22 protein-coding genes (1 of these 22 only partly in view) are annotated in these 24,868 nt (G+C 61.4%); 6 read left to right on the forward strand and 16 right to left on the reverse strand.

From position 1 onward, the window contains the following. Nucleotides 1-748 carry the 3' portion of a M23 family metallopeptidase gene (locus NL154_RS19045; RefSeq protein WP_210632841.1) on the forward strand. It extends 1,193 nt beyond the left edge of the window, so the window shows 748 of its 1,941 coding nt (coding positions 1,194-1,941); its start codon lies off the left edge, out of view; it ends in the stop codon at nt 746-748. 53 nt (nt 749-801) lie between these two features. Here NL154_RS19045 and clpB read toward each other — a convergent pair whose 3' ends face one another. The 6 genes from clpB to NL154_RS19075 form a co-directional block, all read right to left on the reverse strand. Beyond that, the gene (clpB, locus tag NL154_RS19050) at nt 802-3,402 is read right to left on the reverse strand and encodes an ATP-dependent chaperone ClpB (RefSeq protein WP_210632842.1); all 2,601 of its coding nucleotides are present in this window, start codon (nt 3,400-3,402) and stop codon (nt 802-804) included. Nucleotides 3,403-3,653: 251 nt separating this feature from the next. After that, nucleotides 3,654-4,385: a DUF4167 domain-containing protein gene (locus NL154_RS19055; protein ID WP_210632843.1), complete on the reverse strand. Its 732-nt coding sequence runs from the start codon at nt 4,383-4,385 to the stop codon at nt 3,654-3,656. Nucleotides 4,386-4,728: 343 nt separating this feature from the next. After that, the gene (gene prmC / locus NL154_RS19060) at nt 4,729-5,589 is read right to left on the reverse strand and encodes a peptide chain release factor N(5)-glutamine methyltransferase (protein ID WP_434733198.1); all 861 of its coding nucleotides are present in this window, start codon (nt 5,587-5,589) and stop codon (nt 4,729-4,731) included. Further along, nucleotides 5,586-6,665: a peptide chain release factor 1 gene (prfA, locus tag NL154_RS19065; protein ID WP_210632845.1), complete on the reverse strand. Its 1,080-nt coding sequence runs from the start codon at nt 6,663-6,665 to the stop codon at nt 5,586-5,588. The genes prmC and prfA overlap by 4 nt, the downstream gene beginning before the upstream one ends. A gap of 28 nt (nt 6,666-6,693) precedes the next feature. After that, nucleotides 6,694-8,961, reverse strand: a complete 2,268-nt coding sequence (gene ptsP / locus NL154_RS19070) for a phosphoenolpyruvate--protein phosphotransferase (protein WP_210632846.1) — start codon at nt 8,959-8,961, stop codon at nt 6,694-6,696. An 89-nt stretch (nt 8,962-9,050) separates the two neighbouring features. Continuing rightward, nucleotides 9,051-10,325 (reverse strand): aspartate kinase, encoded by a 1,275-nt coding sequence (locus tag NL154_RS19075; protein ID WP_064686444.1) that lies wholly within the window; start codon nt 10,323-10,325, stop codon nt 9,051-9,053. A gap of 293 nt (nt 10,326-10,618) precedes the next feature. On the opposite strand from NL154_RS19075, the gene ubiG reads away from it, so the two are divergent. Then, nucleotides 10,619-11,365, forward strand: a complete 747-nt coding sequence (ubiG, locus tag NL154_RS19080) for a bifunctional 2-polyprenyl-6-hydroxyphenol methylase/3-demethylubiquinol 3-O-methyltransferase UbiG (RefSeq protein ID WP_434733199.1) — start codon at nt 10,619-10,621, stop codon at nt 11,363-11,365. 80 nt (nt 11,366-11,445) lie between these two features. Here the strand turns inward: ubiG and NL154_RS19085 are convergent, their stop codons facing one another. From NL154_RS19085 to NL154_RS19100, 4 genes are read right to left on the reverse strand one after another with little or no spacing between them, the layout of a single operon-like run. Beyond that, on the reverse strand, nt 11,446-11,874 hold the full coding sequence (locus NL154_RS19085; RefSeq protein ID WP_085779603.1) for a DUF1178 family protein: 429 nt from the start codon (nt 11,872-11,874) through the stop codon (nt 11,446-11,448). Further along, nucleotides 11,871-12,743 (reverse strand): carbon-nitrogen hydrolase family protein, encoded by an 873-nt coding sequence (locus tag NL154_RS19090; protein ID WP_210632848.1) that lies wholly within the window; start codon nt 12,741-12,743, stop codon nt 11,871-11,873. Before NL154_RS19090 ends, NL154_RS19085 begins: the two co-directional genes overlap by 4 nt. Before the next feature lie 10 nt (nt 12,744-12,753). After that, entirely contained in the window at nt 12,754-13,011 is a 258-nt protein-coding gene (grxC, locus tag NL154_RS19095; RefSeq protein WP_221147783.1) for a glutaredoxin 3, read from the reverse strand. A gap of 32 nt (nt 13,012-13,043) precedes the next feature. Beyond that, nucleotides 13,044-13,820, reverse strand: a complete 777-nt coding sequence (locus NL154_RS19100) for a ComF family protein (RefSeq protein WP_221147782.1) — start codon at nt 13,818-13,820, stop codon at nt 13,044-13,046. 77 nt (nt 13,821-13,897) lie between these two features. Here NL154_RS19100 and NL154_RS19105 point away from each other — a divergent pair, with 77 nt between their 5' ends. Then, nucleotides 13,898-14,782, forward strand: a complete 885-nt coding sequence (locus tag NL154_RS19105; protein WP_434733200.1) for a methyltransferase domain-containing protein — start codon at nt 13,898-13,900, stop codon at nt 14,780-14,782. A gap of 15 nt (nt 14,783-14,797) precedes the next feature. Here NL154_RS19105 and NL154_RS19110 read toward each other — a convergent pair whose 3' ends face one another. From NL154_RS19110 to NL154_RS19135, 6 genes are all read right to left on the reverse strand, one after another. Further along, nucleotides 14,798-14,965 (reverse strand): Flp family type IVb pilin, encoded by a 168-nt coding sequence (locus NL154_RS19110; RefSeq protein WP_020922387.1) that lies wholly within the window; start codon nt 14,963-14,965, stop codon nt 14,798-14,800. A gap of 81 nt (nt 14,966-15,046) precedes the next feature. Further along, nucleotides 15,047-15,364: a hypothetical protein gene (locus NL154_RS19115; protein WP_064697586.1), complete on the reverse strand. Its 318-nt coding sequence runs from the start codon at nt 15,362-15,364 to the stop codon at nt 15,047-15,049. Between the two features lie 228 nt (nt 15,365-15,592). Next, a complete protein-coding gene (mutT, locus tag NL154_RS19120) occupies nt 15,593-16,006 on the reverse strand; it encodes an 8-oxo-dGTP diphosphatase MutT (protein WP_210632852.1) in 414 nt (137 codons plus the stop codon). Next, nucleotides 16,003-16,809 carry a GNAT family N-acetyltransferase gene (locus NL154_RS19125; protein WP_221156614.1) on the reverse strand — a complete coding sequence of 269 codons (807 nt, stop codon included), beginning with the start codon at nt 16,807-16,809 and terminating at the stop codon, nt 16,003-16,005. The genes mutT and NL154_RS19125 overlap by 4 nt, the downstream gene beginning before the upstream one ends. Further along, the gene (gene argJ, locus NL154_RS19130; RefSeq protein ID WP_221147780.1) at nt 16,790-18,031 is read right to left on the reverse strand and encodes a bifunctional glutamate N-acetyltransferase/amino-acid acetyltransferase ArgJ; all 1,242 of its coding nucleotides are present in this window, start codon (nt 18,029-18,031) and stop codon (nt 16,790-16,792) included. Before argJ ends, NL154_RS19125 begins: the two co-directional genes overlap by 20 nt. Before the next feature lie 114 nt (nt 18,032-18,145). Then, nucleotides 18,146-19,027, reverse strand: a complete 882-nt coding sequence (locus NL154_RS19135) for a peptidylprolyl isomerase (protein ID WP_210632854.1) — start codon at nt 19,025-19,027, stop codon at nt 18,146-18,148. Nucleotides 19,028-19,273: 246 nt separating this feature from the next. On the opposite strand from NL154_RS19135, the gene secA reads away from it, so the two are divergent. The 3 genes from secA to NL154_RS19150 all read left to right on the forward strand — a co-directional run bounded on the left by secA (nt 19,274) and on the right by NL154_RS19150 (nt 24,859). Next, nucleotides 19,274-21,988: a preprotein translocase subunit SecA gene (gene secA, locus NL154_RS19140; protein WP_221103912.1), complete on the forward strand. Its 2,715-nt coding sequence runs from the start codon at nt 19,274-19,276 to the stop codon at nt 21,986-21,988. Nucleotides 21,989-22,165: 177 nt separating this feature from the next. Beyond that, nucleotides 22,166-23,581, forward strand: a complete 1,416-nt coding sequence (locus NL154_RS19145) for a lipopolysaccharide biosynthesis protein (RefSeq protein ID WP_434733201.1) — start codon at nt 22,166-22,168, stop codon at nt 23,579-23,581. Further along, on the forward strand, nt 23,582-24,859 hold the full coding sequence (locus NL154_RS19150) for a GNAT family N-acetyltransferase (RefSeq protein ID WP_210632857.1): 1,278 nt from the start codon (nt 23,582-23,584) through the stop codon (nt 24,857-24,859). Nucleotides 24,860-24,868 lie beyond the last annotated feature (9 nt).

Below are 24,868 nucleotides of genomic sequence, written 5' to 3' on the forward strand. Positions count from 1 at the left end.
CATGACCGCGCTGATCATCAAGCTGCTCGCAAGCAATGTCGATTTCCAGGCGCAGCTGAGACCAACCGATAAGCTGGAAGCCTTCTTCTCCGTCGCCGACAGCACCGGCCAGGCGACCGAGGATTCCGAACTGCTCTACGTCAACGCCCGTTTCGGCGATACGCAGACGCGCTTCTATCGTTTCCAGGATCCCGACGACGGTACGGTCGATTATTTCGACGAGAACGGCAAGAGCATCCGCCAGTTCCTGCTGCGCAATCCGGTTCCGAACGGCATTTTCAAATCGGGCTTTGGCATGCGCCGCCACCCGATCCTCGGTTTCGCCCGAATGCATACCGGCGTCGATTGGGCGGCACCGCGTGGCACAGCGATCATCGCCGCCGGCAACGGCACGGTCGAAAAAGCCGGCTGGGATTCCGGCGGCTACGGCAACCAGACGATCATCCGCCATGCCAACGGCTATGAATCCTCCTACAATCACCAGAGCGCCATCGCCAAAGGCGTCGTTCCCGGCGCGAAAATACGTCAGGGCCAGGTGATCGGCTGGGTCGGCACGACGGGTGAATCCACTGGCCCGCACCTGCATTACGAGCTGATCGTCAACGGCACCAAGGTAGATCCGCTGCGCATCCGCCTGCCGGGCGGCAAATCGCTGCAGGGCGAGCCGCTGGCGAAATTCGAAGACGAGCGAAAGCGTATCGATACGCTGCTGAACAACCAGACGCCGGATCAGGTGGCGAGCAAGTAATCTCAAGACGAAAATGGCGGCCAAAGCCGCCATTTTATTTCCCTGTAACCAATTTAAGCCGCTTGGCTTACCGTCTGCCGCGTTGTGAACTGCAACCGGTCCGAACCGTTCGTCACCTTGACAGTCGATCCGTCCGGCACCTGACCCGACAGGATCTGCTCGGCCAGCGGGTCCTGCACGAACTTCTGGATCACCCGCTTCAGCGGCCTTGCGCCGTAAATCGGGTCGTAACCCTTGTTCGCCAGCCAGTGCCGGGCTTCCTCGTCGAGATCGATGACGATCTTGCGTTCGGAGAGCAAGGCCACCAGCCGCTTCAACTGAATGTCGACGATCGCACCCATCTCTTCACGCTTCAAACGATGGAAGAGGATGATCTCATCGATGCGGTTCAGGAATTCCGGCCGGAAATGCCCACGCACGACGTCCATCACCTGCTCGCGAACCGTATCGCTATCGTCGCCGTCCCTGAGCTGGGTCAGATATTCGGCCCCGAGGTTCGAGGTCATGATGATCATCGTGTTGCGGAAGTCGACCGTCCGCCCCTGACCGTCCGTCAGCCGCCCATCGTCAAGCACCTGCAGCAGGATGTTGAAGACGTCGGGATGCGCCTTTTCGATCTCGTCGAACAGCACGACCTGATAGGGCCTACGACGCACGGCTTCCGTCAACGCCCCGCCTTCGTCATAGCCGACATAGCCGGGAGGTGCACCGATCAGCCGGGCGACGGAGTGTTTTTCCATATATTCCGACATGTCCATACGCACCATCGCCGTTTCGTCATCAAAGAGGAAGCGGGCGAGCGCCTTGGTAAGCTCCGTCTTGCCGACGCCGGTCGGGCCGAGGAAGATGAACGAGCCGATCGGCCGGTTCGGATCTTGCAGGCCGGCGCGGGCGCGGCGGACGGCGCGCGACACGGCCTGAACCGCATCGCCCTGGCCGATCACCGATCTCGCCAGCTCGTCTTCCATCCGAAGCAGCTTGTCGCGTTCCCCCTCCAGCATCTTGTCGACCGGAATGCCGGTCCAGCGGGAAACGACATGGGCTATATTGTCGGGGCTGACCACCTCCTGCACCATCGCGCCGCGCTCGCCGTCCTGCTTCTCGGCTTCGACCAGCTGCTTTTCGAGATCGGGAATGACGCCGTAGGTGAGCTCGCCGGCGCGCTGGAATTCACCCTTGCGCTGGGCAATCGCCAGTTCGTTGCGGGCGTCGTCGAGCTGCTTCTTGAGATCGGCGGCAAGGCCGAGCTTCTGCTTTTCCGCCTGCCAGCGGGCCGTCAGCGCGTCGGCCTCCTCTTCAAGCGCGGTGAGTTCAGTCTCCAGCCGCTTCAGCCGGTCGGCGGAAGCAACGTCGGTTTCCTTCTTCAGCGCCTCGCGCTCGATCTTCATCTGAATGATCCGGCGGTCGAGTTCATCGAGCTCTTCCGGCTTGGAATCCACCTGCATGCGCAGTCGCGCGGCCGCCTCATCCATCAGATCGATCGCCTTGTCGGGCAGGAAGCGATCCGTGATATAGCGGTTGGACAGCGTCGCGGCCGCAACCAGCGCCGCATCGGCGATGCGAACCTTGTGATGCTGCTCGTATTTTTCCTTGAGTCCGCGCAGGATCGAGATCGTATCTTCGACCGTCGGTTCGTCGACGACAACGGGCTGGAAGCGGCGGGCAAGCGCCGGATCCTTCTCGACATGTTTGCGATATTCGTCGAGCGTGGTTGCGCCGACGCAATGCAGTTCGCCACGGGCAAGGGCAGGCTTTAAAAGATTGGAGGCATCCATCGCTCCGTCCGCCTTGCCGGCGCCGACCAGCGTGTGCATCTCGTCAATGAACAGGATGATCTCGCCGTTTTCCGCCTGGACCTCATTGAGGACCGCTTTCAGCCGCTCTTCGAATTCGCCGCGGTATTTCGCGCCGGCAATCAGGGCGCCCATGTCGAGCGCCATCAGCTTCTTGTCCTTGAGCGATTCCGGCACGTCGCCGTTGACAATGCGCAGCGCCAGACCTTCGACGATCGCCGTCTTGCCGACGCCCGGCTCGCCGATCAGCACCGGATTATTCTTGGTGCGGCGCGACAGGACCTGGATGGTGCGGCGGATCTCGTCGTCGCGGCCGATCACCGGATCGAGCTTGCCCTCGCGGGCTTCGCCAGTGAGGTCGCGGGCGAATTTCTTCAGTGAATCGAAGCCCTGCTCGGCACTGGCGGAATCCGCCGTCCGGCCCTTGCGGATATCGTTGATGACCTGGTTTAGGCCTTGGGCTGTCACGCCCGCATTCTTCAGCGTCGAATAGGTCGAAGCCGAGGATTCGATCGCCAGCGCCTGCAGCAGACGTTCGACCGTGACAAAACTATCGCCGGCTTTCTTGGCCACCTCCTCGGCGGTCGAAAGCACCTTGGCGAGCGGCTGCGCCAGATAGATGTTGCCGTTGCCGCCTGATATCTTCGGCAACTTGGCAAGAACCGCGTCATTGGCAAGGCGAGCAGCCTTGGCATCGCCGCCGGCACGCTCGATCAGCGAGGCCGCCATGCCCTGATCGTCATCGAGCAGAACTTTGAGCACATGTTCGGGTGAAAATTGCTGATGACCCTGCGCCAGCGCATAGGTCTGGGCCGACTGGATGAAACCGCGCACCCGCTCGGAATATTTCTCGATATTCATATTCTACCTCCATTGATCGCCCTGCCCTTACGAGGCGCAGACCGATGATTGAGATCGACCCCCTGAAAAGGCAGGCCGCGCTTGGCCCGTCTGGGATTTGGGCGAAGCAGTCGAGGAGAATATGGTACGCTGTTCCGGGAGTTTAAAGACCCCGTAAGACGAAAATCCCCGGCACGAAGGCCGGGGATTTCCAAGGAAATCCGAACAGATGGCAGAGCACCCGGCTCTCTCCGAAGGGAGCGGCCAGATCCTTATTCCGATGCGGCGTCCGCCAGAACCGGCGCCTCGGCGGAAGCCCCCTCGCCTTCGGAGGCTGCATCGCCGTCTGCGCCCCGACGCGGGCGACGGGGACGATTGCCGGGGCTGCGACGACGGGGCTGGCGTTCGCGTGACTGGCCGGCAGAGCCTTCCTCGTCCATGGCGACCTCGGCGGGAATGCCTTCGATCTCCGGCTGCGGGCCGGTTCCGTCGATGATTTCGGGCTGGGGTGCCGGGGCAGGCGCCGCAACGGGTGCCGGCGCTGGCTTTGGCTGTGCCTGCGGTTGATGCTGCCTGCTCTGCGGCGGCTGGACGACGACGACATCGTCGCCATCATTGTCGCTGGTATCGATGTCGTCGCTGTCGCGATCCGCCGCGTCGCGGTCATTGTAGTCGCTGCGATCGTCGCGCTGGAACCGCTCCTGCATCTGCGCCTGAGCGCTGGCGATGATCCGATTGTAATGTTCGGCGTGCTGAAGATAATTCTCGGCTATCACACGGTCGCCGGAGCTCTGGGCATCACGGGCAAGCTGCGCATATTTCTCGGCGATATGCTGTGCAGTACCGCGAATCTTCACATCGGGGCCGGAGCTGTCATAGGTCCGGGTCAGCGGGTTGCCGCCCTTGCGGTTGAAATTGTTGTTATTGTTATTTCCGCCGCCGCCGCCATTGTTATTGTTGTTACCACGCCCTCGACCGCGCTTGTTTTGCTGTCCTGGCCTCATAGATCGTTCACCTGAATTCTCTGTTTGTGATGGATACATGGCACCAACCGCCATGACCGGAAAACCGGGTCAGGACCTTTGTGCCGCGAGCATACTGCGCCTTTGCGCCAACCTGCCGCTTGGTTCTCAAGTCAGTTTGACTGATTCACGCGTTGGGTCGTGTTTAACCGTTGAAACTCTCGTTTAAAAGAGCGGACCCCCGAGGCAAACCAAGTACCGAACGAATCTCGTTCATTCCTATCTGCCCAACACGTGCCCGCAACCTATATTGCTTCCCTCGGAAATCCAAGCCTTTTCTTCGCAATAGCAATAATGTCCGCCCCGGTGCCGCAATTATCGCCTTTTACGCGAGCGCGAAAACGAGCGCCCTGTCGTTCTGACCATAATCCTTCACAGATTTGAGGCACCTGAAACCTTTCGCTTCGAAGAGCGCCGTCACATCGTTTCGCTGATCGTAGCCGATTTCCAGTCCGAGAACCCCGTCGGGCCTCATGAACCTTGCCGCATCCTTGGCTATGGCTTTGTAAGCGTCAAGCCCATCCGGGCCGCCATCCAGCGCTGCAACCGGATCAAATTTCGTCACTTCGGGAGCGAGATCGTGAATGACACTGGAGGCAATATAGGGCGGATTTGAGACAATCGCGTGAAATGAGCCCTGGATGTTCTCGAACCATTTCGACTGCACGGCCTGAAAACGATCCTGCAACCCGTTTCTTTCTGCATTTGACTTCGCCGTCCTAAGTGCATCAGCCGATATGTCGCTGCCGATACCTGACGCCTCGGGACATTCGCTCAAGAGCGCGAGGCATATCGCTCCACTCCCGGTTCCGATATCAAGAATATGGAGATGGCGTTGCGGCTTTGCAAGATCCTTCAGATAAGGAAGCACCGTATCGACCAGGATTTCCGTATCCGGACGCGGCTCCAAAGTTTCCGCCGACAAGCCAAGCGGCAGGCCATAAAATTCCCGCTCGCCTAGAATACGATGCACCGGCTCATGGCCGAGCCGGCGTTCCAGGGCCCTCGAAATTGTCTCCGCCTGATCGGAAGAAAGCCTCTCAGTCGACCGCGTCAAAAGCTCCGTCGACGACAGTTTCAAAAGGCCAGCGACAAGCAGCCGCGCATCAGTCACCGGATCGACAATGCCCGCCTCTGTGAAACGACGGCGCGCTTCGGCAAGCATATCGGCGACCGTAGCACTCATAGTTGTTCGCCGAGCTGCGCCAGCTGGCTTGCCTGATAATCGGCCATCAGCGCGTCGACGACCTCTTCGATCTCGCCTTCCATCATCCGGTCGAGCTTGTAAAGCGTCAGATTGATGCGATGGTCCGTGACGCGCCCCTGGGGGAAATTGTAGGTACGGATGCGTTCCGATCGATCGCCGGAGCCGACCTGGCTCTTGCGATCGGCCGAGCGCTCGCTATCGGCCCGCTGCCGCTCGGCATCGTAAAGCCTGGAGCGCAAGACCTGCATCGCCTTGGCGCGGTTCTGATGCTGTGATTTTTCCGAGCTGGTGACGACGATGCCGGTCGGCAGATGGGTGATGCGCACCGCCGAATCCGTCGTATTGACGTGTTGGCCGCCTGCGCCCGACGAGCGCATCGTATCGATGCGGATGTCTTCCGGCCGGATGTCGATGTCGATCTCCTCGGCTTCCGGCAGCACCGCCACCGTCGCGGCCGAAGTATGGATGCGCCCGCCTGCTTCGGTCTCCGGTACGCGCTGCACCCGGTGCACGCCGGATTCGAACTTCAACTTGGCGAAGACCCCTCGGCCTGTGATCGTCGCGATGATTTCCTTGTAGCCGCCGGCTTCACCCTCGCTTGCCGAGAGCACCTCTACCTTCCAGCCCTTTTCCGACGCGAAACGCTCGTACATCCGGAAAAGATCACCGGCAAAAAGGGCAGCTTCCGAGCCGCCGGTGCCAGCGCGGATCTCCAGGATCGCGCTTTTTTCGTCGGCTGCGTCCTTCGGCAGAAGCAGGATCTGCATTTCCTGCTCCAGCGCCTCGATCCGCGCTTTCACTTCGGGCAATTCGAGTTCGGCAAGATCGCGCATCTCGCGATCGACCGATTTATCCTCGAGCAGCGTTTCGAGATCGGCAAGCTCGGCGCCAGCCTTCTCATAGGCGCGGATCTTCGTCACGACCGGCTGCAGCTCGGAATATTCGGATGCGAGCTTCACATAGACATCGGCGGCCGGCCCGGCCGACATGCGCGCCTCGATCTCGCCGAAACGGCGTTCAAGCTCGCGCATTTTTTCAACGGGAAGCTTCGCCACCCTGCACTCCGATTCTTCTTGTATTTCTCTAAAGGGGAATATTGTGGCTCTCGGCGAAGCGGGCAAGCACCTCGCGCATCGGCACCGTGCTGCGATGATCGTCCAGCACTTCGTCCATCACCTTTGCCAGGGCCCCGACATCAAGCCCGAGCAGCATCGCCTTCACCGGGCCGATCGAGGCCGGCGACATCGAGATCGACCGAAAGCCGATGCCGAGAAGCGCCATTGCCGAAAGCGGCTTGCCGGCAAGTTCGCCGCAAAGCGTCACCGGCGTCTTGTTCCGATCCGCCCCGCGCACGACATCGCGCAGGATCCGCAAAAACGGCTTGCCGAGTGGGTCGAAGCGATCAGACACCCGCGCATTGCCACGATCGACCGCCATGGCAAACTGGAAAAGGTCGTTGGAACCGACCGACACGAAATCGACCGCCTCCATCAGCTCGTCGAGCTGCCAGAGCAGCGCGGGCACCTCCAGCATCGCTCCGAATTGCAGCTTGCGCGGCAACCCGTGCCCGAAGCGCGACAGATGCTGTACTTCCTTCTGCAGGAGTTCGCGCACCATCTTCAGCTCGGAAACCTCGGTCACCATCGGCACCATCAGCTTCAGCTCGGTGCCGGCCGATGCCTTCAGCATGGCGCGCAGCTGGGTGCGCAACAATCCCGGCCGGTCGAGCGACAGCCGGATGGCGCGCCAGCCGAGTGCGGGATTTTCCTCCTCGTGGCCTCGGAAATAAGGCACCACCTTGTCGCCGCCGATATCGAGCGTGCGGAAGGTGACGACGCGGCCCGCCGCCTGTTTGATCACATTGCGGTAGAACTGCTCCTGCTCTTCCGCCTTCGGCATGGTCGAGGCGATCATGAACTGCAGCTCGGTGCGGAAGAGACCGATGCCCTCCGCACCCGATTCCGAGAGCTGCGGCAAGTCGACCAACAGGCCGGCATTCATCATCAGCGAAATCCGCTGGCCATCCTTGGTGACCGGCTCGATGGCGCGCAGCGCCCGGAACTGCTCCTGCCGCCGCGCCCGAAAACGCACCTTTTCCTCGTAGGAGCGCCGGTGATCGGCCATCGGCCGGAGGTGCACATGCCCTTCGTCGGCGTCGATGATCACGGCATCGCCATTCTCGGCGAGCGCGACAACACCCGCTGCCTGGCCGATGACGGGAATGCCCATGGCGCGGGCGACGATCACCACATGGCTCGTCACCGCCCCTTCTTCCAGCACCAGTCCACGGACATTGGCGCGAGGGTAATCGAGCAGCTCGGCCGCCCCCATGGCGCGCGCCAGGATGACCGCATCATTGGGGAAACCTTCGGCGGTCGTGCGCCCGGTATAACCCGTCAACTGCCTGAGCAGCCGGTTCGCCAGATCTTCGAAATCATGCATGCGTTCGCGCAGATAAGGGTCGGTCAGCCGCATCATTCGCGCCTTGGTGTCGCTCTGCACCTTTTCGACCGCCGCTTCCGCCGTCAGGCCGTTGCGGATCGCTTCCTCGAGCTTGCGCACCCAGCCCTGGTCGTGCGCGAACATGCGATAGGTTTCGAGCACCTCGCGATGCTCGCCTTCCATCGACACGTCGCGGCGAGACAGCATGTCGTCGATCGAGATCCGCAGCGACCCCATGGCCTCCGCCAGCCGGCGGATTTCCTTCTCCGCATCCTCGTTCAGCAGGTTGGTGACGACGATACGCGGCTCGTGCAAGACGACATAGCCGAGGCCGATGCCGTCATTATAGGTGTCGCCGTCAATCGTCACCGAACGCGTCAGGTCGAGTTCAAGGCCCGGTTTGGTGATCTTCTTGAGCTCGCCGGTGGCGATCATCTCGGCAAGCACCATCGCCGTCGTTTCGAGTGCTTCCACTTCCTCGTCGCGATAGTTGCGGCTCGCCTTGTTCTGGACGACGAGAACACCGAGCGAGCGCCCGGTTCTCAGGATCGGCACACCGAGGAAGGAATGGTAGATTTCTTCGCCCGTCTCCGGCAGGTAGCGGAAAGCCGGATGCGACTGCGCGTCGGAAAGGTTCAGCGGCTGCGCCGAGGCCGCGATCGTGCCGACGAGGCCCTGCCCCATCTTCAGCTGCGCCAGGTGCACCGCCTCGCGGTTGAGGCCTTCGGTCGCGTAGAGTTCGAGCACGCCGTCGGCGCGCAGCACATAGACGGAGCAGACTTCCGCCACCATGTTGCTGGCAATCTGGCGGACGATCCGGTCGAGGCGATCCTGCGGCTCCAGCGGCTCTGCCATCAACTCGCGCAGCCGCCTGAGCAGCACGCGCGGACCGCCGGAAAGGTCTCTCATGGCGTCTCAAGCTCCCGAAACAACGCACTCAGTCCCGGCAGGCTGGCCCTCGTCTCCTCAACCTGAAGGGGCAGGCCGCCCACTGGGAATCAATTCTTATCCAGACCGTAGCAGGAATGCAAAGTCCTGACAGCGAGTTCTGCATAGGGACCGTCTATCAGTATGGAAATCTTGATCTCGGAGGTGGTGATCGCCTTGATGTTGATGCCTTTTTCGGCAAGAGCGCGAAACGCGGTGGCAGCGACGCCCGCATGGCTGCGCATGCCGATGCCGATGACCGAGACTTTCACCAGCCCCGATTCGTTCTGCACGACATCGTAGCCGATCTTCTCCTTGTGGTCGCCGAGCACCTTGATCGCCTTCTCGACGTCACCTGACGGCACGGTGAAGGTCATGTCGGTCTTCGATCCGTCCTCGGAAATATTCTGGACGATCATGTCGACATTGATATGAGATTCGGCAAGCGGCCCGAAGATCGCGGCGGAGACGCCCGGCCGGTCGGCAAGACGGCGAAGCGAGATCTGAGCCTCATCCTTGGCATAGGCGATGCCGGTGACTACTTCCTGTTCCACGATTTCATCCTCGTCACAAATCAGCGTTCCGGGCGGGTTCAACAGATCGCCCATGCCCGGAGCATCGGGATCTTCGAAAGACGAGCGCACGAAGGTACGCACCTTGTGCACCATGGCAAGCTCGACCGAACGCACCTGCAGCACCTTGGCGCCGAGCGAGGCCATCTCAAGCATTTCCTCGAAGGCGATCTTCTTTAGCCTGCGCGCCTGCGGCACGATACGCGGATCGGTCGTGTAGACCCCGTCGACATCGGTATAGATATCGCAGCGATCCGCTTTGACAGCCGCGGCAATGGCGACGGCTGACGTGTCCGACCCGCCGCGCCCGAGAGTGGCGAGGCGGTTGTCAGGCCCCAATCCCTGGAAGCCGGCGATGACGGCGACCTGTCCCTCGCCCATCCGCTTGATGATGTCGGAGCCGTCGATTTCCAGAATCCGGGCCGCGCCATGCGCATTATCGGTTCGGATCGGGATCTGCCACCCCTGCCAGGAGCGCGCATTGATATCCATCGCCTGCAATGCGATCGCAAGCAGCCCAGACGTTACCTGCTCGCCGGAAGCGACCACCGCGTCGTATTCGCGCGCATCGTAAAAGGGAGAATTGGCGCCGATCACCTTCGGCATGCCCTGCACCCAGCCGACCAGCTCATTGGTCTTGCCGGACATGGCCGAGACCACCACTGCGACCTCGTGGCCGGCATCGACTTCGCGTTTCACGTGGCGGGCAACGTTCTTGATGCGATCCAGGTCAGCGACGGACGTGCCGCCGAATTTCATTACGATGCGTGCCATATGCCTCTACCACGTCTGGCGCCGGGAAGCGGAAAATCGGACCCGGCATAACGAGACCCAGGGGTGACCGGTTAGCGAGAGAGCCAGATCCCAGATTCTGGAACCGCTCCAAAAGCCAGGCCCCCAGAGGCCTCAAGTTGCGGCGTCTCTTAGCGAGTTTGGCGGGGTGAGGCAAGCGCGCGCGATAAAAGCAATTGCCGTGCGGTCCCGCGCCTGTCTGCCTCCTGATCTCCGCCCCTTGACTTATGCCCCCGATCGTCCGACTTCACATTTCACGAACGAAGGAGAGGACGATGACGGAAGGCGCCAGGAGCACGATCGACCAGGGCGAAGTGGACCGCTTCTCGGCGATGGCGACGGAATGGTGGAGCCCGACCGGCAAATTCAAGCCGCTGCACAAATTCAACCCCGTCCGCCTCGCCTACATAAGAGACAAGGCCTGCGAGAATTTCGGCCGTGATCCGAAAAGCGCCCGCCCGCTCGAAGGCCTGCGTGCGCTGGATATCGGCTGCGGCGGCGGTCTACTGTCCGAACCGGTCGCCCGCATGGGTGCCTCCGTCGTCGGCGCCGATCCTTCCGAGAAGAATATCGGCATCGCCTCGACCCACGCGAAGGCTTCCGGGGTTTCGGTCGACTATCGCGCCAACACCGCCGAGGAACTTGCCGACGCCGGCGAGACTTTCGATATCGTCTTGAACATGGAAGTGGTCGAACACGTCGCCGACGTCGAACTCTTCATGACGACCTGCGCAAAGATGGTCCGCCCCGGCGGCCTGATCTTCGTCGCCACCATCAACCGCACGATGAAGGCAGCAGCACTTGCCATCTTCGCCGCCGAAAACATCCTGCGCTGGCTGCCGCGTGGCACCCATCAATATGAGAAGCTGGTGCGCCCGGAAGAGCTGGAAAAGCCGCTCACGGCAAGCGGCCTTGAGATTACCGACCGCACCGGCGTCTTCTTCAATCCGCTGTCCAACCAGTGGAACCTGTCCAAAGATATGGATGTGAACTATATGTTGCTGGCGAAGCGGCCCGCATAGTTCCCGCAGGCAATACGCCGTTTACATGTCAGCGGCCGCTCCCGCCAACATTCAAGAAGACCAGGTGTCCTGACTTTGTTTCAATTTACGTCCTCAGGCAGCACCGGAATGGCGGCGATCTCGATGCCCTCCTCCACAAGAGCCTGTGCCTCGTCGACCGTCGCCTGGCCGATGATGCCGCGAGCATCCGCCTCGCCATAGTGGATCTTGCGGGCTTCCTCGGGGAACTTCGCGCCGACATCTTCGGAATTGGCCTTGACAGCCGCGACCGCCTCTTTCAGCTTTTCCAGGGCCTCCCGGCGCATGGCGTCCATCGCCAGCGTCTGCCTCTCATCCTTCTTGCGCGCGGTCGACACCGAAGGCGCCATCAGGAGCTTGGAAACGGCGGCAGAATGGCAGACTGGGCAGGTCAGGAACCCGCTCGCGACCTGACGGTCGAAATCGGCGCTTTCTGAAAACCAGCCTTCGAATTCATGGGCATTGTCACAGGTAAGGGAATAACGGATCAAGCGGCGACGCCTCCTGCGACTGCCCCCGCGATCTTCTCGACAGAGAATTCCCGGCCATTCCTCAAGTTCGGGATCTTGTCATGGGCGGCCTTGACCGCGCCTGGATCGATCTCGGCGACGATGACCGCCTCGCCGGTTGCGCCGCCCGAGGCCAGCACCGTCCCCCAGGGATCAATGATCATCGAGTGGCCGAAGGTCTCCCGGCCGTCCTCGTGCCGCCCATCCTCGTGCCGGCCGGCCTGCGCCGCAGCAACGACGAAAACGCCATTCTCTATCGCCCGCGCTCTCAGCAGGATTTCCCAATGCGCCTCACCGGTCTGCTTGGTGAACACGGCAGGAACCGTCATTACCTCGGCGCCGGCAACGGCCTGAGCGCGGAAAAGTGCGGGGAAGCGGACGTCGTAGCAGATAGCAAAACCCATTTCCGCAAAGGGCAGCGACAGAACGCGGGCTTCCGAGCCGGCGGTATAGAACGCGCTTTCGCGCCAGCTCTCACCATTGTCGAGATCGACGTCGAACATATGGATCTTGTCGTAGCGATTGAGAATCCGCCCGTCAGGACCGAAGAGGAAGCCGCGATTGGCGATCTTGCCATCGGTAAGCGCGATTGCGGTGGAGCCGACATGCATGTAGATGCCGAGTTCGCTGGCAAGCTCGGAGCCCGTTTTGACGATAATATCGCGCGTCTCGTCGGCAAGCACGGCGCGTGCCGCCGCGCGGTCACGCTGCAGCATGCCGGTCATTTCCGGCGTCTGCACATAGGTGGCGCCTCGGGCCGCAGCCTCGCGCACCAGCCGCGCCATCGCTGCAGCGTTCCTCACCGGATCGACCCCGGAGCACATCTGAACGGCGGCGGCCTTGAAGCTCATCGGTTCTTCCTCAAGCCGCCAGCATCGGATCGAGCTTGCCGGCCCGGTCAAGTGCGAAGAGGTCGTCGCAGCCACCGACATGTTCGGCGCCGATGAAGATCTGCGGGAACGTCGTGCGCCCGTTCGCCTTGCCGATCATCTCCTGGCGAAGATCCGGCGAATAGGTCGCGTCGTGCTCGACATAGTCGACACCCTTATGTTCGAGAAGGGACTTGGCGCGGCTGCAATAGCCGCAGAACTGCCGTGTATAGATCGTGACGGGTACCATGATATCTCCAGACGGATGCCGGGTATTTTCTGTCATATAGGCTCGGAGAGAGCCCTTGCAAAGGTCAAAACCGTTATCTCGGCCGCACCCGCCTTCCGCAGCGTCCGGCAGGCGGCGGCGACTGTCGCGCCTGTCGTGTAGACATCATCGACAAGCACAATACGCTTGCCGAAGACGTCGTTCTCGCAGCCTTTGGCAATCGCGAAAGCACCTCTGACATTGTCCTCGCGCGCCTTGGCGCCGAGGCCGACCTGCTGACTGGTGCGCTTGACGCGGATGAGCGTTGCGGCAAGCAGCGGTTTGCCCGATAGGCTCGCCACATGGCGGGCAAGTTCGGCAGCCTGGTTGAACTTACGGGCCAGCATACGGGTGCGGTGCAACGGCACCGGGATCAGCGCATCGCAGCTTTCTACCGCGCCGTCGGAGGCACGCAGCATCCAGCCGGCCATCATCGGCGCCAGATCGGTGCGATCGCGATATTTCAATCCGTGAACGAGATCTCGGACGGCGTGGTCATGTGTCGCCGCTGACCGCAACCGGTCGAAAGGCGGCGGATTGGCGATCGCCTCGGCGCTGAGGATGCCGGCGCCGAGATCATGCGAGAAGGGAATGCCGAGCACTTCGCAATAGGGCCGCTCGATAAAGCGGATGCCGGACCAACATTTCGCACACAGTCCGCGATGGCCGCCGGTCGAAATGCCGCAGACGGAACATGCGGGCGGATAGAGAAAATCGGCAAGCGCCGAAAACGGTCGCAGGAGATGCGCCCGGAGCAAATCTGTCGGCCATTCGGAATGGATCCGTTTCATAGGGTCGAGACTAGCCTGTTCTCTTCGAAAGGAAAATCGCCTTGCCGCTGCAGCGAGCCGGGACTATGGACATCCCCATGGAAACGATCTTCGACAGAGCCCTGATCGCCGCACATCGCCATCGCGCGCTTGTTAACAACGACCTGAAAGCCGCTTTCCTGCTCGACATCGCGGCGGAGGAAATGGCGGAGAGACTTGATGTCGTCGAGCGGCGCTTCGAAACCGCCGTTGAATTGCATGGCACGACCGGTGCACCCGCCCGCGCGGCAATGGCGACGGGCAAGATCGGCACGATGATCCGCGTCGAGAGCGAGAAGGCCTATGCGGGCCCGGGCGAAACTTTTGTCGAGGCGACGCTCGAGGAGGTGCCGCTTGCGCCGCAATCGGTCAATCTCATCCTCGCGCCGCTCAACCTTCATCTGACCAACGATACGCCCGGCGTTTTCGTCCAGATTCGTCGTGCCCTGAAGCCGGACGGCCTGTTCCTGGCGGCCATTCCCGGCGCCGGCACGCTGCAGGAACTGCGCGACGTATTCTTGGCAGCGGAGGTCGAGATGACGGGCGGCGCAAGCCCGCGCGTCATCCCTTTCGCCGATGTGCGCGATATCGGCAGTCTGATGCAGCGCGCCGGCTTCACCCTTCCGGTGATCGACGCTGAGAACTATACGGTCCGATATGACTCGCTCTTCCCGCTGATGCGCGATCTCAGGGCGATGGGCATGAACAATCCGCTTGCAGCCCGCAGTCGCATGCCGCTGACGCGCGCCTTCTTCCTGCGCGCCGCCGAGATCTACGCCGAGCGCTATTCCGATCCCGACAGACGCATTCGCGCGACATTCTCGATCATCTATGTCTCCGGATGGGCTCCGCACGAGAGCCAGCAGAAACCGCTTCAGCCGGGCTCGGCCAAAGCACGTCTTGCCGACGCTCTGAAAGTGGACGAACACAAGCTCAGGCAGTGATCGTCGGCAGCTTCGTCAATTGACGGTGATATTGTTGGTGACCACGTTGAAGACGTTCTGCAGGCTGCCGGTGAAGATGCCGAGACCCGAGACAAGTGCTGTGCAAATGATGGCGGCGATCAGGCCGTATTCGACCGCCGTCGCGCCTGTGTCATCTGCAAGAAATGCTTTCCAAAGACGCATTACCCAACCTTCTGCGTGAACCGCCTGCAACCATCAACTCCACGACCACCGGGCGATGACCGCCATTCCAAGCAACCGGCTTCAGCAACCGGCGCCGACGCCGTAGCCTTGGACGACGCAGACCGAGCCGGGCGTATCCTGAAGGACGCTACGACGAATCGTATAGTGCTTGCCGCTTTCGTTCTTCGGAATCGATCCGGTCGTGATTGTGTCGAAATCGACCGGGGCGCTGGCAAAGACGCTTTTCTTCGAGGAATCCGCAAGCATGGGTGTCAGAATCAGCGTCAGCGCGACCACAGCCGTGCCGAACAGAAGGGCGATATTGAGCGCCCCCGTCCTGCGCGAGGCAGACGAAGCCCGTTCCTTTTCCCGGACAGCTTTCCAGAAATCATCGTCCATGACGTCAAGCCTTTTAATACACGCACGCCAGATGCTTGATTGAGGCCGATCTTTGGCAGAAGGTGTTAAACGATCCATTAATATCCACAGCCGAAAACGCCGCGGCGCAATAATAATCAGCTAATGCTAATGCATGTTGCTTGGAAGCGTGCAGCGGTTCCAGGATGACGATATGCAATGGATAAAATCCAAAGCGCATCGCACCGATCAAATTCAACGGGACTCGCTTTAAAGAAAATCCTGCAGCATCGGGATAAGCGGCTCGTCGGCGGGCGGCATGGGGTAGTCGCGCAGCGCCTGCGCACGCACCCATTTCAAAGCCTGCCCCTCACGGCCCTCAGCAATCCCCTCATAGCGCCGGCAGATATAGAGCGGCATCAACAGGTGGAACGTCTCGTAGGAATGGCTGGCAAAGGTGAGCGGCGCCAGGCAGGCGATCTTAGTCTTGATTCCAAGCTCTTCCTCGAGCTCGCGCACCAGCGTCTCCTCCGGAGTCTCGCCGGGCTCGACTTTCCCTCCGGGAAACTCCCAGAGCCCCGCCAATGACTTTCCCTCCGGACGCTGTGCCAATAGGATACGCCCGTCGGCATCGATCAGCGCACAGGCGGCGACCAGCAATATTTTTCGGCCTGCCTCGCTCATCGCGACTCTCGCTGCCAATAGCAATAATGATAGGCGTCGCGAAAACCGAGGCGCTCGTAGAGCGCGATGGCCGGGCGATTGGAAAGCCTGACCTGCAGCCAGGCCGAGCGGGCGCTGCGCATCCGCGCCCAGCGCAATGCCGAGGTCAAGATTTCAGTGCCGAGTCCCTCGCGCCGCCTGGTTTCGCAAACTGAAAGCGACATGATGCCGGCAAGATCGTTGTCCTGGACGCAGAGCACGGTCGCGAGCGGTCCCTCCACGGCGTTCTCGATCATGAACAGACCCGACGGCGGCTTGATCGCCGAAATGATTTCGGCAAGCGCCGGCTTCAGGCTCAGCGGCGCCCTGTCGACCGCCAGGTTGGCATCGACGAAACGGCCGACATCATGGGTCGGCAGATGATCGAGCGTATCTGGCAACTCGGCCCCGGCGAGATCGCAGGTCATCACCACGGTCTCGTCGAACCGTGTCCAGTTCTGGGCGCTGAGAAGCTCGATCAGCACCGGCGAGGCGAGCGGCGTCTGGCGGACCACGGCGGCGCGACCATAGGCCTCGAACTTCCGGCTCGCCTTTTCCAGACGGATCTCGACATCGCGATGGTCCGAGGGGTCGAGCGGCACGATGGAATTCAGCCGGTTAGACGGGTGGCCCGCCGTCAGCCGCACCTGCCAGCTGCCGTCATATTGCACGGACGCCGCCGGCCAGGCGCGAAAGCCGACGGCCTCCAGCCTGCGGACCAACGGCAGATTCTTTGAAGATATGGATGCCTGGACCAATGGACGATCAGCTCCGATAGTCGCCATTGATTGCAACATATTCTTTGGTGAGGTCGCAGGTCCAGACGGTTGCCGACCCGGTGCCGAGGCCGATATCGACTTTAACGGGGATATCCTGCGCTTTCATCACGTTTGAGGCGGCTGCCTCGGAATAATCCGGGTCCCGCTCGCCGTTGACGGCGACCCTGATATCCCCGAACCAGATGGCGAGCCGGTCGCGATCCGCCATCTCCCCGGATTTGCCGACAGCCATGACGATACGGCCCCAATTGGCGTCTTCGCCGGCGGCCGCCGTCTTGACCAGCGGCGAATTGGCGATCGACAGTGCGATGCGCTTGGCGGCGGCATCGCTCTCGGCGCCCGTTACGGTGATTTCGAGCATCTTGGTGGCGCCTTCGCCGTCGCGCACCACCTGCAGCGACAAGTCCTTCAGCACTTCGTTGAGGGCGGCCCGGAAAGCGGCAAGGCGCGGATCGTCGGCACGTTCGATGCGGGGCTGGCCGTCCGCAGCCGCAGCCCCCGTCGCAAACAGCATCAGCGTATCGGAGGTGGACGTGTCGCTGTCGACGGTCATGGAATTGAAGGTCGGTCCGACGCCGTCGGACAGAAGCGCCTGCAGCGCTTCGGACGCGATATCGGCATCAGTGACGACGAAGGAGAGCATGGTCGCCATGTCGGGCGCAATCATGCCGGCGCCTTTGGCAATGCCGTTGATCGTCACGGCCACGCCGCCGATCTCGGCGCTGCGGGTCGAAACCTTGGGATAGGTATCGGTCGTCATGATCGCCTTGGCGGCTTCGAACCAGAAATCGCCGGTCGCCTCGGCCTGCATCCTGTCAAGGACGCCGGCGAATTTGGTGGCATCGAGCGGCTCGCCGATGACGCCGGTCGATGCCAGATAGATCTCGTTTTCGCGGCAGCCGACGGCCGCCGCAGCCGACTTCGCCGTCAGCGCGGTCGCCTGGCGGCCTTTCATGCCGGTAAAGGCATTGGCGTTGCCTGAATTGACGACGACGGCGCGCGCAGTGCCGTGCGGCAGGTTCGCGCGGCAGAAATCGACTGGCGCGGAGGGGCATTTGGAACGGGTGAAGACGCCCGCGACCGATGCCGGTTTATCGAAGACCATCATCAGCACGTCGGTGCGGTTCTTGTACTTGATGCCGGCCGACGCCGTCGCCATGCGCACGCCGCGCAGCGAAGGCATCGGAACGAAGGATTTCGGGGCGAGCGGCGAAACGGAACCGGACATGATGAAACCTGCCAATGGGCATTCCCCGGCGACTGAACGAACCGGCTCGCCGTCCGGAAAAGGCGACAACAACGATAAGGAAGGGCCCGGAAGAACCGGGCCCTGATGCGAATATTACTGCTTCGGCGCCGGCTGGGCGGGCTCGCTGCCCGGCTCCGGCTGCTTGTTGGCCTCGTCGTAACCCTTGCGCAGCGTCTCGTCCGAAATTTCGATCTTGGCAGACGACTTGGCCTCATTGAGGAGGGCAAGATACTTGTCGCGCATGACGAGCTGACGAACCTGATCCTGCACCTGGTCGAAAGGCGGCGGCGGAGCGTCACGTTTGTCCTCGACCTTGATGACATGATAGCCGAAATCGGTCTTGACGGGCGTTTTCGAATAGGCGCCCTTCTCGAGCGCGAAGGCCGCGTCCTCGAATTCCTTCACCATACGGCCGCGCGAGAAATAGCCGAGATCGCCGCCTTCCGACTTGTTCGGATCAGTGGATTTTTCCTTGGCGAGTTCGGCGAAATCCTTGCCGGCGTCGAGCTGCTTGATGATGTCCTTGGCTTCGTCCTCGGTCTTGACCAGGATGTGGCGGGCGTGGACTTCCTCCTGCTTCGGCAGGGCTGCGACTTCCTTGTCGTAACGAGCCTTGATTTCGTCAGGGGTTACGGTGTCGACGACGTGCTTCTTGAAATAGGCATTGTGAAGCTCGCGATCAGCGAGGTACTGCATGCGCTTCTTGAATTCGTCGGTCTGGTCGAGCTTCTCCGTCGTCGCGCCGGCCGCAAGCAGCTTCACATCGATGGCGGCGGACAGGGCTGCGACCTTCTTCTGGTCGTCCGGAAGCTGCGCCAGCTGCGGATCGAGGTTGGCGACGGCGAGATCGAGCTCAGACTGGTGGATCTCCAGATTGCCGACCTTGGCGACAACAGCGTCCTCTGCATGGGCCGGAGCCTGGAATGCAACAAAAGTTGCAAACGCCAGCACGGCGAATTTATTGGTGCTCAACATCAAATAACCCTTCACAGTTACATCGCCGGCTTCAGCATCGCCTGTTCCAGCTCAAAATAGCCATCAACACCGGATTGTGGCCTTTCTGTATCCGCCAAATCCGTTGACATCATTCGACCCCCCTCTTATCTGTCACGCAACCTCGCGTCCAGAACAGTTTCCGGGCGTTTCAAGGCGTGCGCCTGATTTTCGGCTGGGCCGCGGACAAGAAACGTCGCGGATGAATATTGAGAAAGGACCAGTCACATGGTCAGCTTTGGCGGTATAGCCCGCAAGTTATTTGGGTCGTCCAATGATCGCCGCGTGCGGTCCTACCAGCCGAACGTCGCCGCGATCAACTCCATCGAAGAGAAGACGAAGGCGCTGACGGACGAGCAGCTCGCGGCAAAGACCGTCGAATTCCGCGCTCTTCTCGCCGAGGGCAAGACGCTCGACGACATTCTGATTCCCGCCTTTGCCGTCGTGCGCGAGGCGTCACGCCGCGTTCTCGGCCTGCGACCTTTTGACGTGCAGCTGATCGGCGGCATGATCCTGCATTCGAATGCGATCGCCGAGATGAAGACCGGCGAAGGCAAGACCCTCGTCGCCACCCTGCCGGTCTATCTGAACGCGCTTTCCGGCAAGGGCGTGCACGTTGTCACCGTCAACGATTATCTCGCCCAGCGCGATGCCGCGACCATGGGCCGTGTCTACGGCTTCCTCGGCATGACCACAGGCGTCATCGTTCATGGCCTTTCCGACGAGGAGCGCCGCGCGGCTTATGCCTGCGACATCACCTATGCTACCAACAACGAGCTCGGCTTCGATTATCTGCGCGATAACATGAAGTACGAGAAGAACCAGATGGTCCAGCGCGGCCACAATTTCGCGATCGTCGACGAAGTCGACTCGATTCTCGTCGACGAAGCGCGCACGCCGCTGATCATCTCCGGTCCGCTCGACGACCGCTCGGAACTCTACAATACGATCGACGCCTTCATTCCGCTGCTCGCGCCCAGCGATTACGAGATCGACGAGAAGCAGCGTTCCGCCAACTTCTCCGAAGAGGGCACCGAGAAGCTGGAAAACCTGCTGCGTCAGGCCGGCCTCTTGAAGGGTAACGCGCTCTACGACATCGAGAACGTCGCAATCGTCCACCACATCAACAATGCGCTGAAGGCCCACAAGCTCTTCCAGCGAGACAAGGACTATATCGTCCGCAACGACGAAGTCGTCATCATCGATGAATTCACCGGCCGCATGATGCCGGGCCGGCGTTATTCGGAAGGCCAGCACCAGGCACTCGAAGCCAAGGAAAAGGTGCAGATCCAGCCGGAAAACCAGACGTTGGCATCGATCACTTTCCAGAACTACTTCCGCATGTACGACAAGCTCGCCGGCATGACCGGCACGGCGCAGACGGAAGCGGAGGAATTCGGCAATATCTACAATCTTGACGTTATCGAAGTCCCGACCAACCTGCCGATCAAGCGTATCGATGAGGACGACGAGGTCTATCGGACCTTCGACGAGAAGTTCAAGGCGATCATCGACGAAATCCTCGATGCCCACAAGCGCGGCCAGCCGGTGCTCGTCGGTACGACCTCGATCGAGAAGTCGGAGCTGCTCGCCGAGCGCATGCGCAAGCAGGGCTTCGACAATTTCCAGGTGCTGAACGCCCGCTATCACGAGCAGGAAGCCTATATCGTCGCCCAGGCCGGCGTGCCGGGCGCCGTTACGATCGCCACCAACATGGCCGGCCGCGGCACCGACATTCAGCTCGGCGGCAACCTGGATATGCGCATCGAGCGCGAGCTCGGCGAACTCGAAGCCGGTCCGGAGCGCGACGCCAGGATCCAGGCGATCGTCGAGGAGATCAAGGAGCTCAAGCAGAAGGCGCTCGCCGCCGGCGGTCTCTACGTCATCGCCACCGAACGCCACGAGAGCCGTCGCATCGACAACCAGCTGCGCGGCCGCTCTGGCCGTCAGGGCGACCCCGGCCGCTCGAAATTCTACCTTTCGCTCCAGGACGATCTGATGCGCATCTTCGGCTCCGATCGCATGGACAGCATGCTGACCAAGCTCGGCCTCAAGGAAGGCGAGGCGATCGTCCACCCGTGGATCAACAAGGCGCTCGAGCGCGCGCAGAAGAAGGTCGAAGCCCGCAACTTCGATATCCGCAAGAATTTGCTGAAGTATGACGACGTTCTCAACGATCAGCGCAAGGTGATCTTCGAGCAGCGCCTCGAACTGATGGAATCGACCAATATTTCCGAGACCGTCTCCGACATGCGCCGCGAAGTGATAGAGGATCTGGTTGAGAAGCATATCCCCGAGCGCGCCTATGCCGAACAGTGGGATGCCGTCGGCCTGAAGGCCGGCGTTGCCAATATTCTGAACCTCGATCTGCCGATCGAGGAGTGGTTCAAGGAAGAAGGCATCGGCGAGGACGACATTCGCGAGCGCCTGACGCAAGCCGCCAATGCCGCCTTTACCGAAAAGGCCGAGCGCTTCGGCGACGACATCATGCATTATGTCGAACGCTCGATCGTCATGCAGACGCTCGATCATCTCTGGCGCGAGCACATCGTCAACCTCGACCATCTACGCTCCGTCATCGGTTTCCGCGGCTATGCCCAGCGCGATCCGCTGCAAGAATACAAGTCCGAAGCCTTCGAACTCTTCACCGGCCTCCTCAATAATCTGCGCGAGGCGGTCACCGCCCAGCTGATGCGCGTCGAACTGGTGCAGCAGGCGCCCGCTGAGCCGGAACCGCCGCTGATGCAGGCCCATCATCTTGATCCGACGACCGGAGAGGACGATTTCGCCCCGATCTACCAGGCCTCTGAAGTCATCGTCTCACCCGAGAACCGCAATCCGGACGACCCCGCCACCTGGGGCAAGGTCGGGCGCAACGAGGCCTGCCCTTGCGGTTCCGGCAAGAAATACAAGCATTGCCACGGTGCCTTCGAGCAGGTCTGAGGCAAATCGCGAAAAGCTGGAATGCCGCCTTCGGGCGGCATTTTTCTTTTCTGCGGCAGCGCCGAGAACCCGATCTTCATAGCTTGATGGCAGCCCGATCCGGAACCGTTTCTTAACCCTGTTCTGTCAAGACTTCGGGGGCGATTTGCCTGACCTTTAGAGTTTTGCGTGTTCATCATGGCGGTCATAGAAACAGCGGAGAAACTGCTGCCCGCGGGCCTGCGCCCGATCGGCGGCCGCACGCTGCGCATGTTTGCCGCCATGCTCACCGAAGGCGGCGAAAAAGCGGCCGCCCGGCGGATGGCGCTGACGGCCTTCTCGATCCGTATCCTCAGCGCCGCGCTCGCCTTTATCTCCCAGATCGTGCTCGCTCGGCTGATGGGCGAATATGAATATGGCATCTTCGTTTTCGTCTGGGTGCTGATCGTCGTCTTCGGCGATCTCTCCTGCCTTGGCTTCCACACCGCGATCGTCCGCTTTCTGCCGCAGTACAAGGCGGCGGGCGCCTTCGACGAAATCCGCGGCCTGACCGGCACGGCACGCATCTTTGCGATGCTTTCCGGCACAGTGATGCTCGCCGCCGGCATGATCGGGCTGCATTTCTTCGGCGATAGGATCGAAGCCTATTACCTCATCCCGATCTTCCTCGGCCTGCTTGCCATGCCGATGATCGCGCTTGGCGATATTCTGGAAGGCACGTCGCGGGCGAACCATTGGCCGGTGATGGCGCTGAGCCCGGTCTATATCGTCCGGCCGGTCCTCATCATCGCCTTCATGCTGATCGCGATTGCGATGGGCGCAGAGCATACGGCCGTCACGGCCATGCAGGCGGCGCTTGCCGCCACCTTCGTCACCGCGCTTGGCCAATATGGCGCGACACTCTATCGTCTTCGCCGGCACTATGACGAAGGTCCGCGCAAGATCGATTTCCTCGCCTGGCTCAGTGTAGCCTTCCCGATCTTCCTGATCGAAGGCGTAAGTTTCCTGCTCACCAATTCAGATGTCATCGTCGTCGGCATTTTCCTTGAACCGCACGACGTCGCTATCTATTTCGCCGCCGCCAAGACCATGGCGCTGGTGCATTTCATCAATTTCTCCGTCAAGGCCGCTTCCGGCCCGCGCTTTTCCTCGATTATTGCCGAAGGCGACCACGCTCAACTGGCGGCGGCCGCCGCCGACGCCGCCCGCTGGACCTTCTGGCCGGCGTTCGGAGTCGGCCTCGTCGTGCTCGCGGCCGGCCACCTGCTGCTGTCGCTGTTCGGCGGCGCCTTCACGTCAGGTTATCTTGTCATGGCGATCCTGCTCGCCGGCATCCTTGCCAAGTCACTGGTCGGCCCGGCCGAAACGCTGCTGATGATGGCGGGCAAGCAGAACCTCTGTGTGGCTCTCTATGCCGGCGCATTGGCCGCCAATGTCAGCCTCAATCTTGCTTTGATCCCGCACTACGGCATCGAAGGCACCGCCGTCGCCACCGCCTCGGCCATGGCAGTCGAGGCTATCCTCCTGCATGTCGCCGTGCGCCGCACGCTCGGCATCGTCCTCTTCGCCTTCGCCAGCCCCTCCGCCGCAACGCCAGAAATGAGAGTTCGATAGATGGTGCGCCTACCACCCGTCACCGAAAGCACCGACAGCATCAGCAACCGCATGATCCATGAGCTCGCGGCGCTGCATTTTGAAGCGCCGCAGGCCGAGGCCCGCGCCGAGATCGGCCGGCCGGGGCGCGAGCTCTGCCTCTATCCCGGCAAGCTCGGCTACGAACTTCAGGACGAGCTCGACTTCCTTTCCAACCGAGCGATGGAACCGAACGTCTTTTTCTCCGGCCGCTTCCTTGCGCCCGCCATGCCGCGGATCGAAGACCGGCAAGTAAATTTCGCCCTGATCCGCGATTACAGCGCCGGCCGCAGCCGCATGCGCTTCCTCCTGCCGTTTTCGGTCGACAGACCGGGCTTTGCCGTCGGCCCCTCGATCATCCGCGGCTGGTCGAACAGCTTCGGTCCGCTCGGCACACCGCTCGTCGACAGCGAAGATGCGGCCGAAACCCTCGACAATTTCTTCGAAGGGCTGATCGCTCCCGATCTCAACCTGCCGAGCACACTGGTCTTGCCGGACCTGAGATTGAACGGCATTTTCGTGCGCATGCTCAAGGCCGTGGCGCTCGGCCGCAACCTTCCGCTCACCGTGACCAATCCCTATCAGCGCCCGATGCTGCAGAGTGAGGAAGAGGCGCCCGCCTATCTCGGCAAAACCATCTCCTCGTCGCACATGCGTGAGATGCGCCGCCAGTGGCGCCTGCTGGAGGAACAGGGAACGGCGGTCTATGCCGTCGCCCGCCAGCCGCGCGACGTCCACGTCCGTTTCGAGGAATTCTTGGCGATGGAGGCTGGCGGCTGGAAGGGCAAACGGCGAAGCGCTCTCGTCACCGATCGCTACCATACCGCATTCGCGCGCGAGGCCGTGTCGAACCTTGCCGCCGTCGACGCCGTGCGTATCCACACGATCGATCTCAACGGCAAAGCGATCGCTGCCATCGTGGTGTTGATGATGGGCGGCGAGGCCTATACCTGGAAGACCGCCTATGATGAGAACTATGCCCGCTATTCGCCGGGCAAGCTCTTGATGAGCGAACTCACGGAATGGCATCTCGATGACGCCAATATCGTGCGCTCCGATTCCTGTGCCGTCTCCGACCATCCGATCATGAGTCGCTTGTGGCAGGAGCGCGAGGAGATGGGAACTTTGGTCATCGGCCTGACCCAGAACGGCGACCGCGACATGCGCCAGGCCGCCGCCCAGCTCCACATGTACCGCAGCACGCGCAACATGGCGAAGATGCTGCGCGAGAAGATCATGTCGCTCACCGGCCGAGGCTAAAGCATCTCC

It is taken from the genome of Rhizobium sp. YTUHZ044 (genome assembly GCF_051123975.1).
Lineage (GTDB): Bacteria > Pseudomonadota > Alphaproteobacteria > Rhizobiales > Rhizobiaceae > Rhizobium.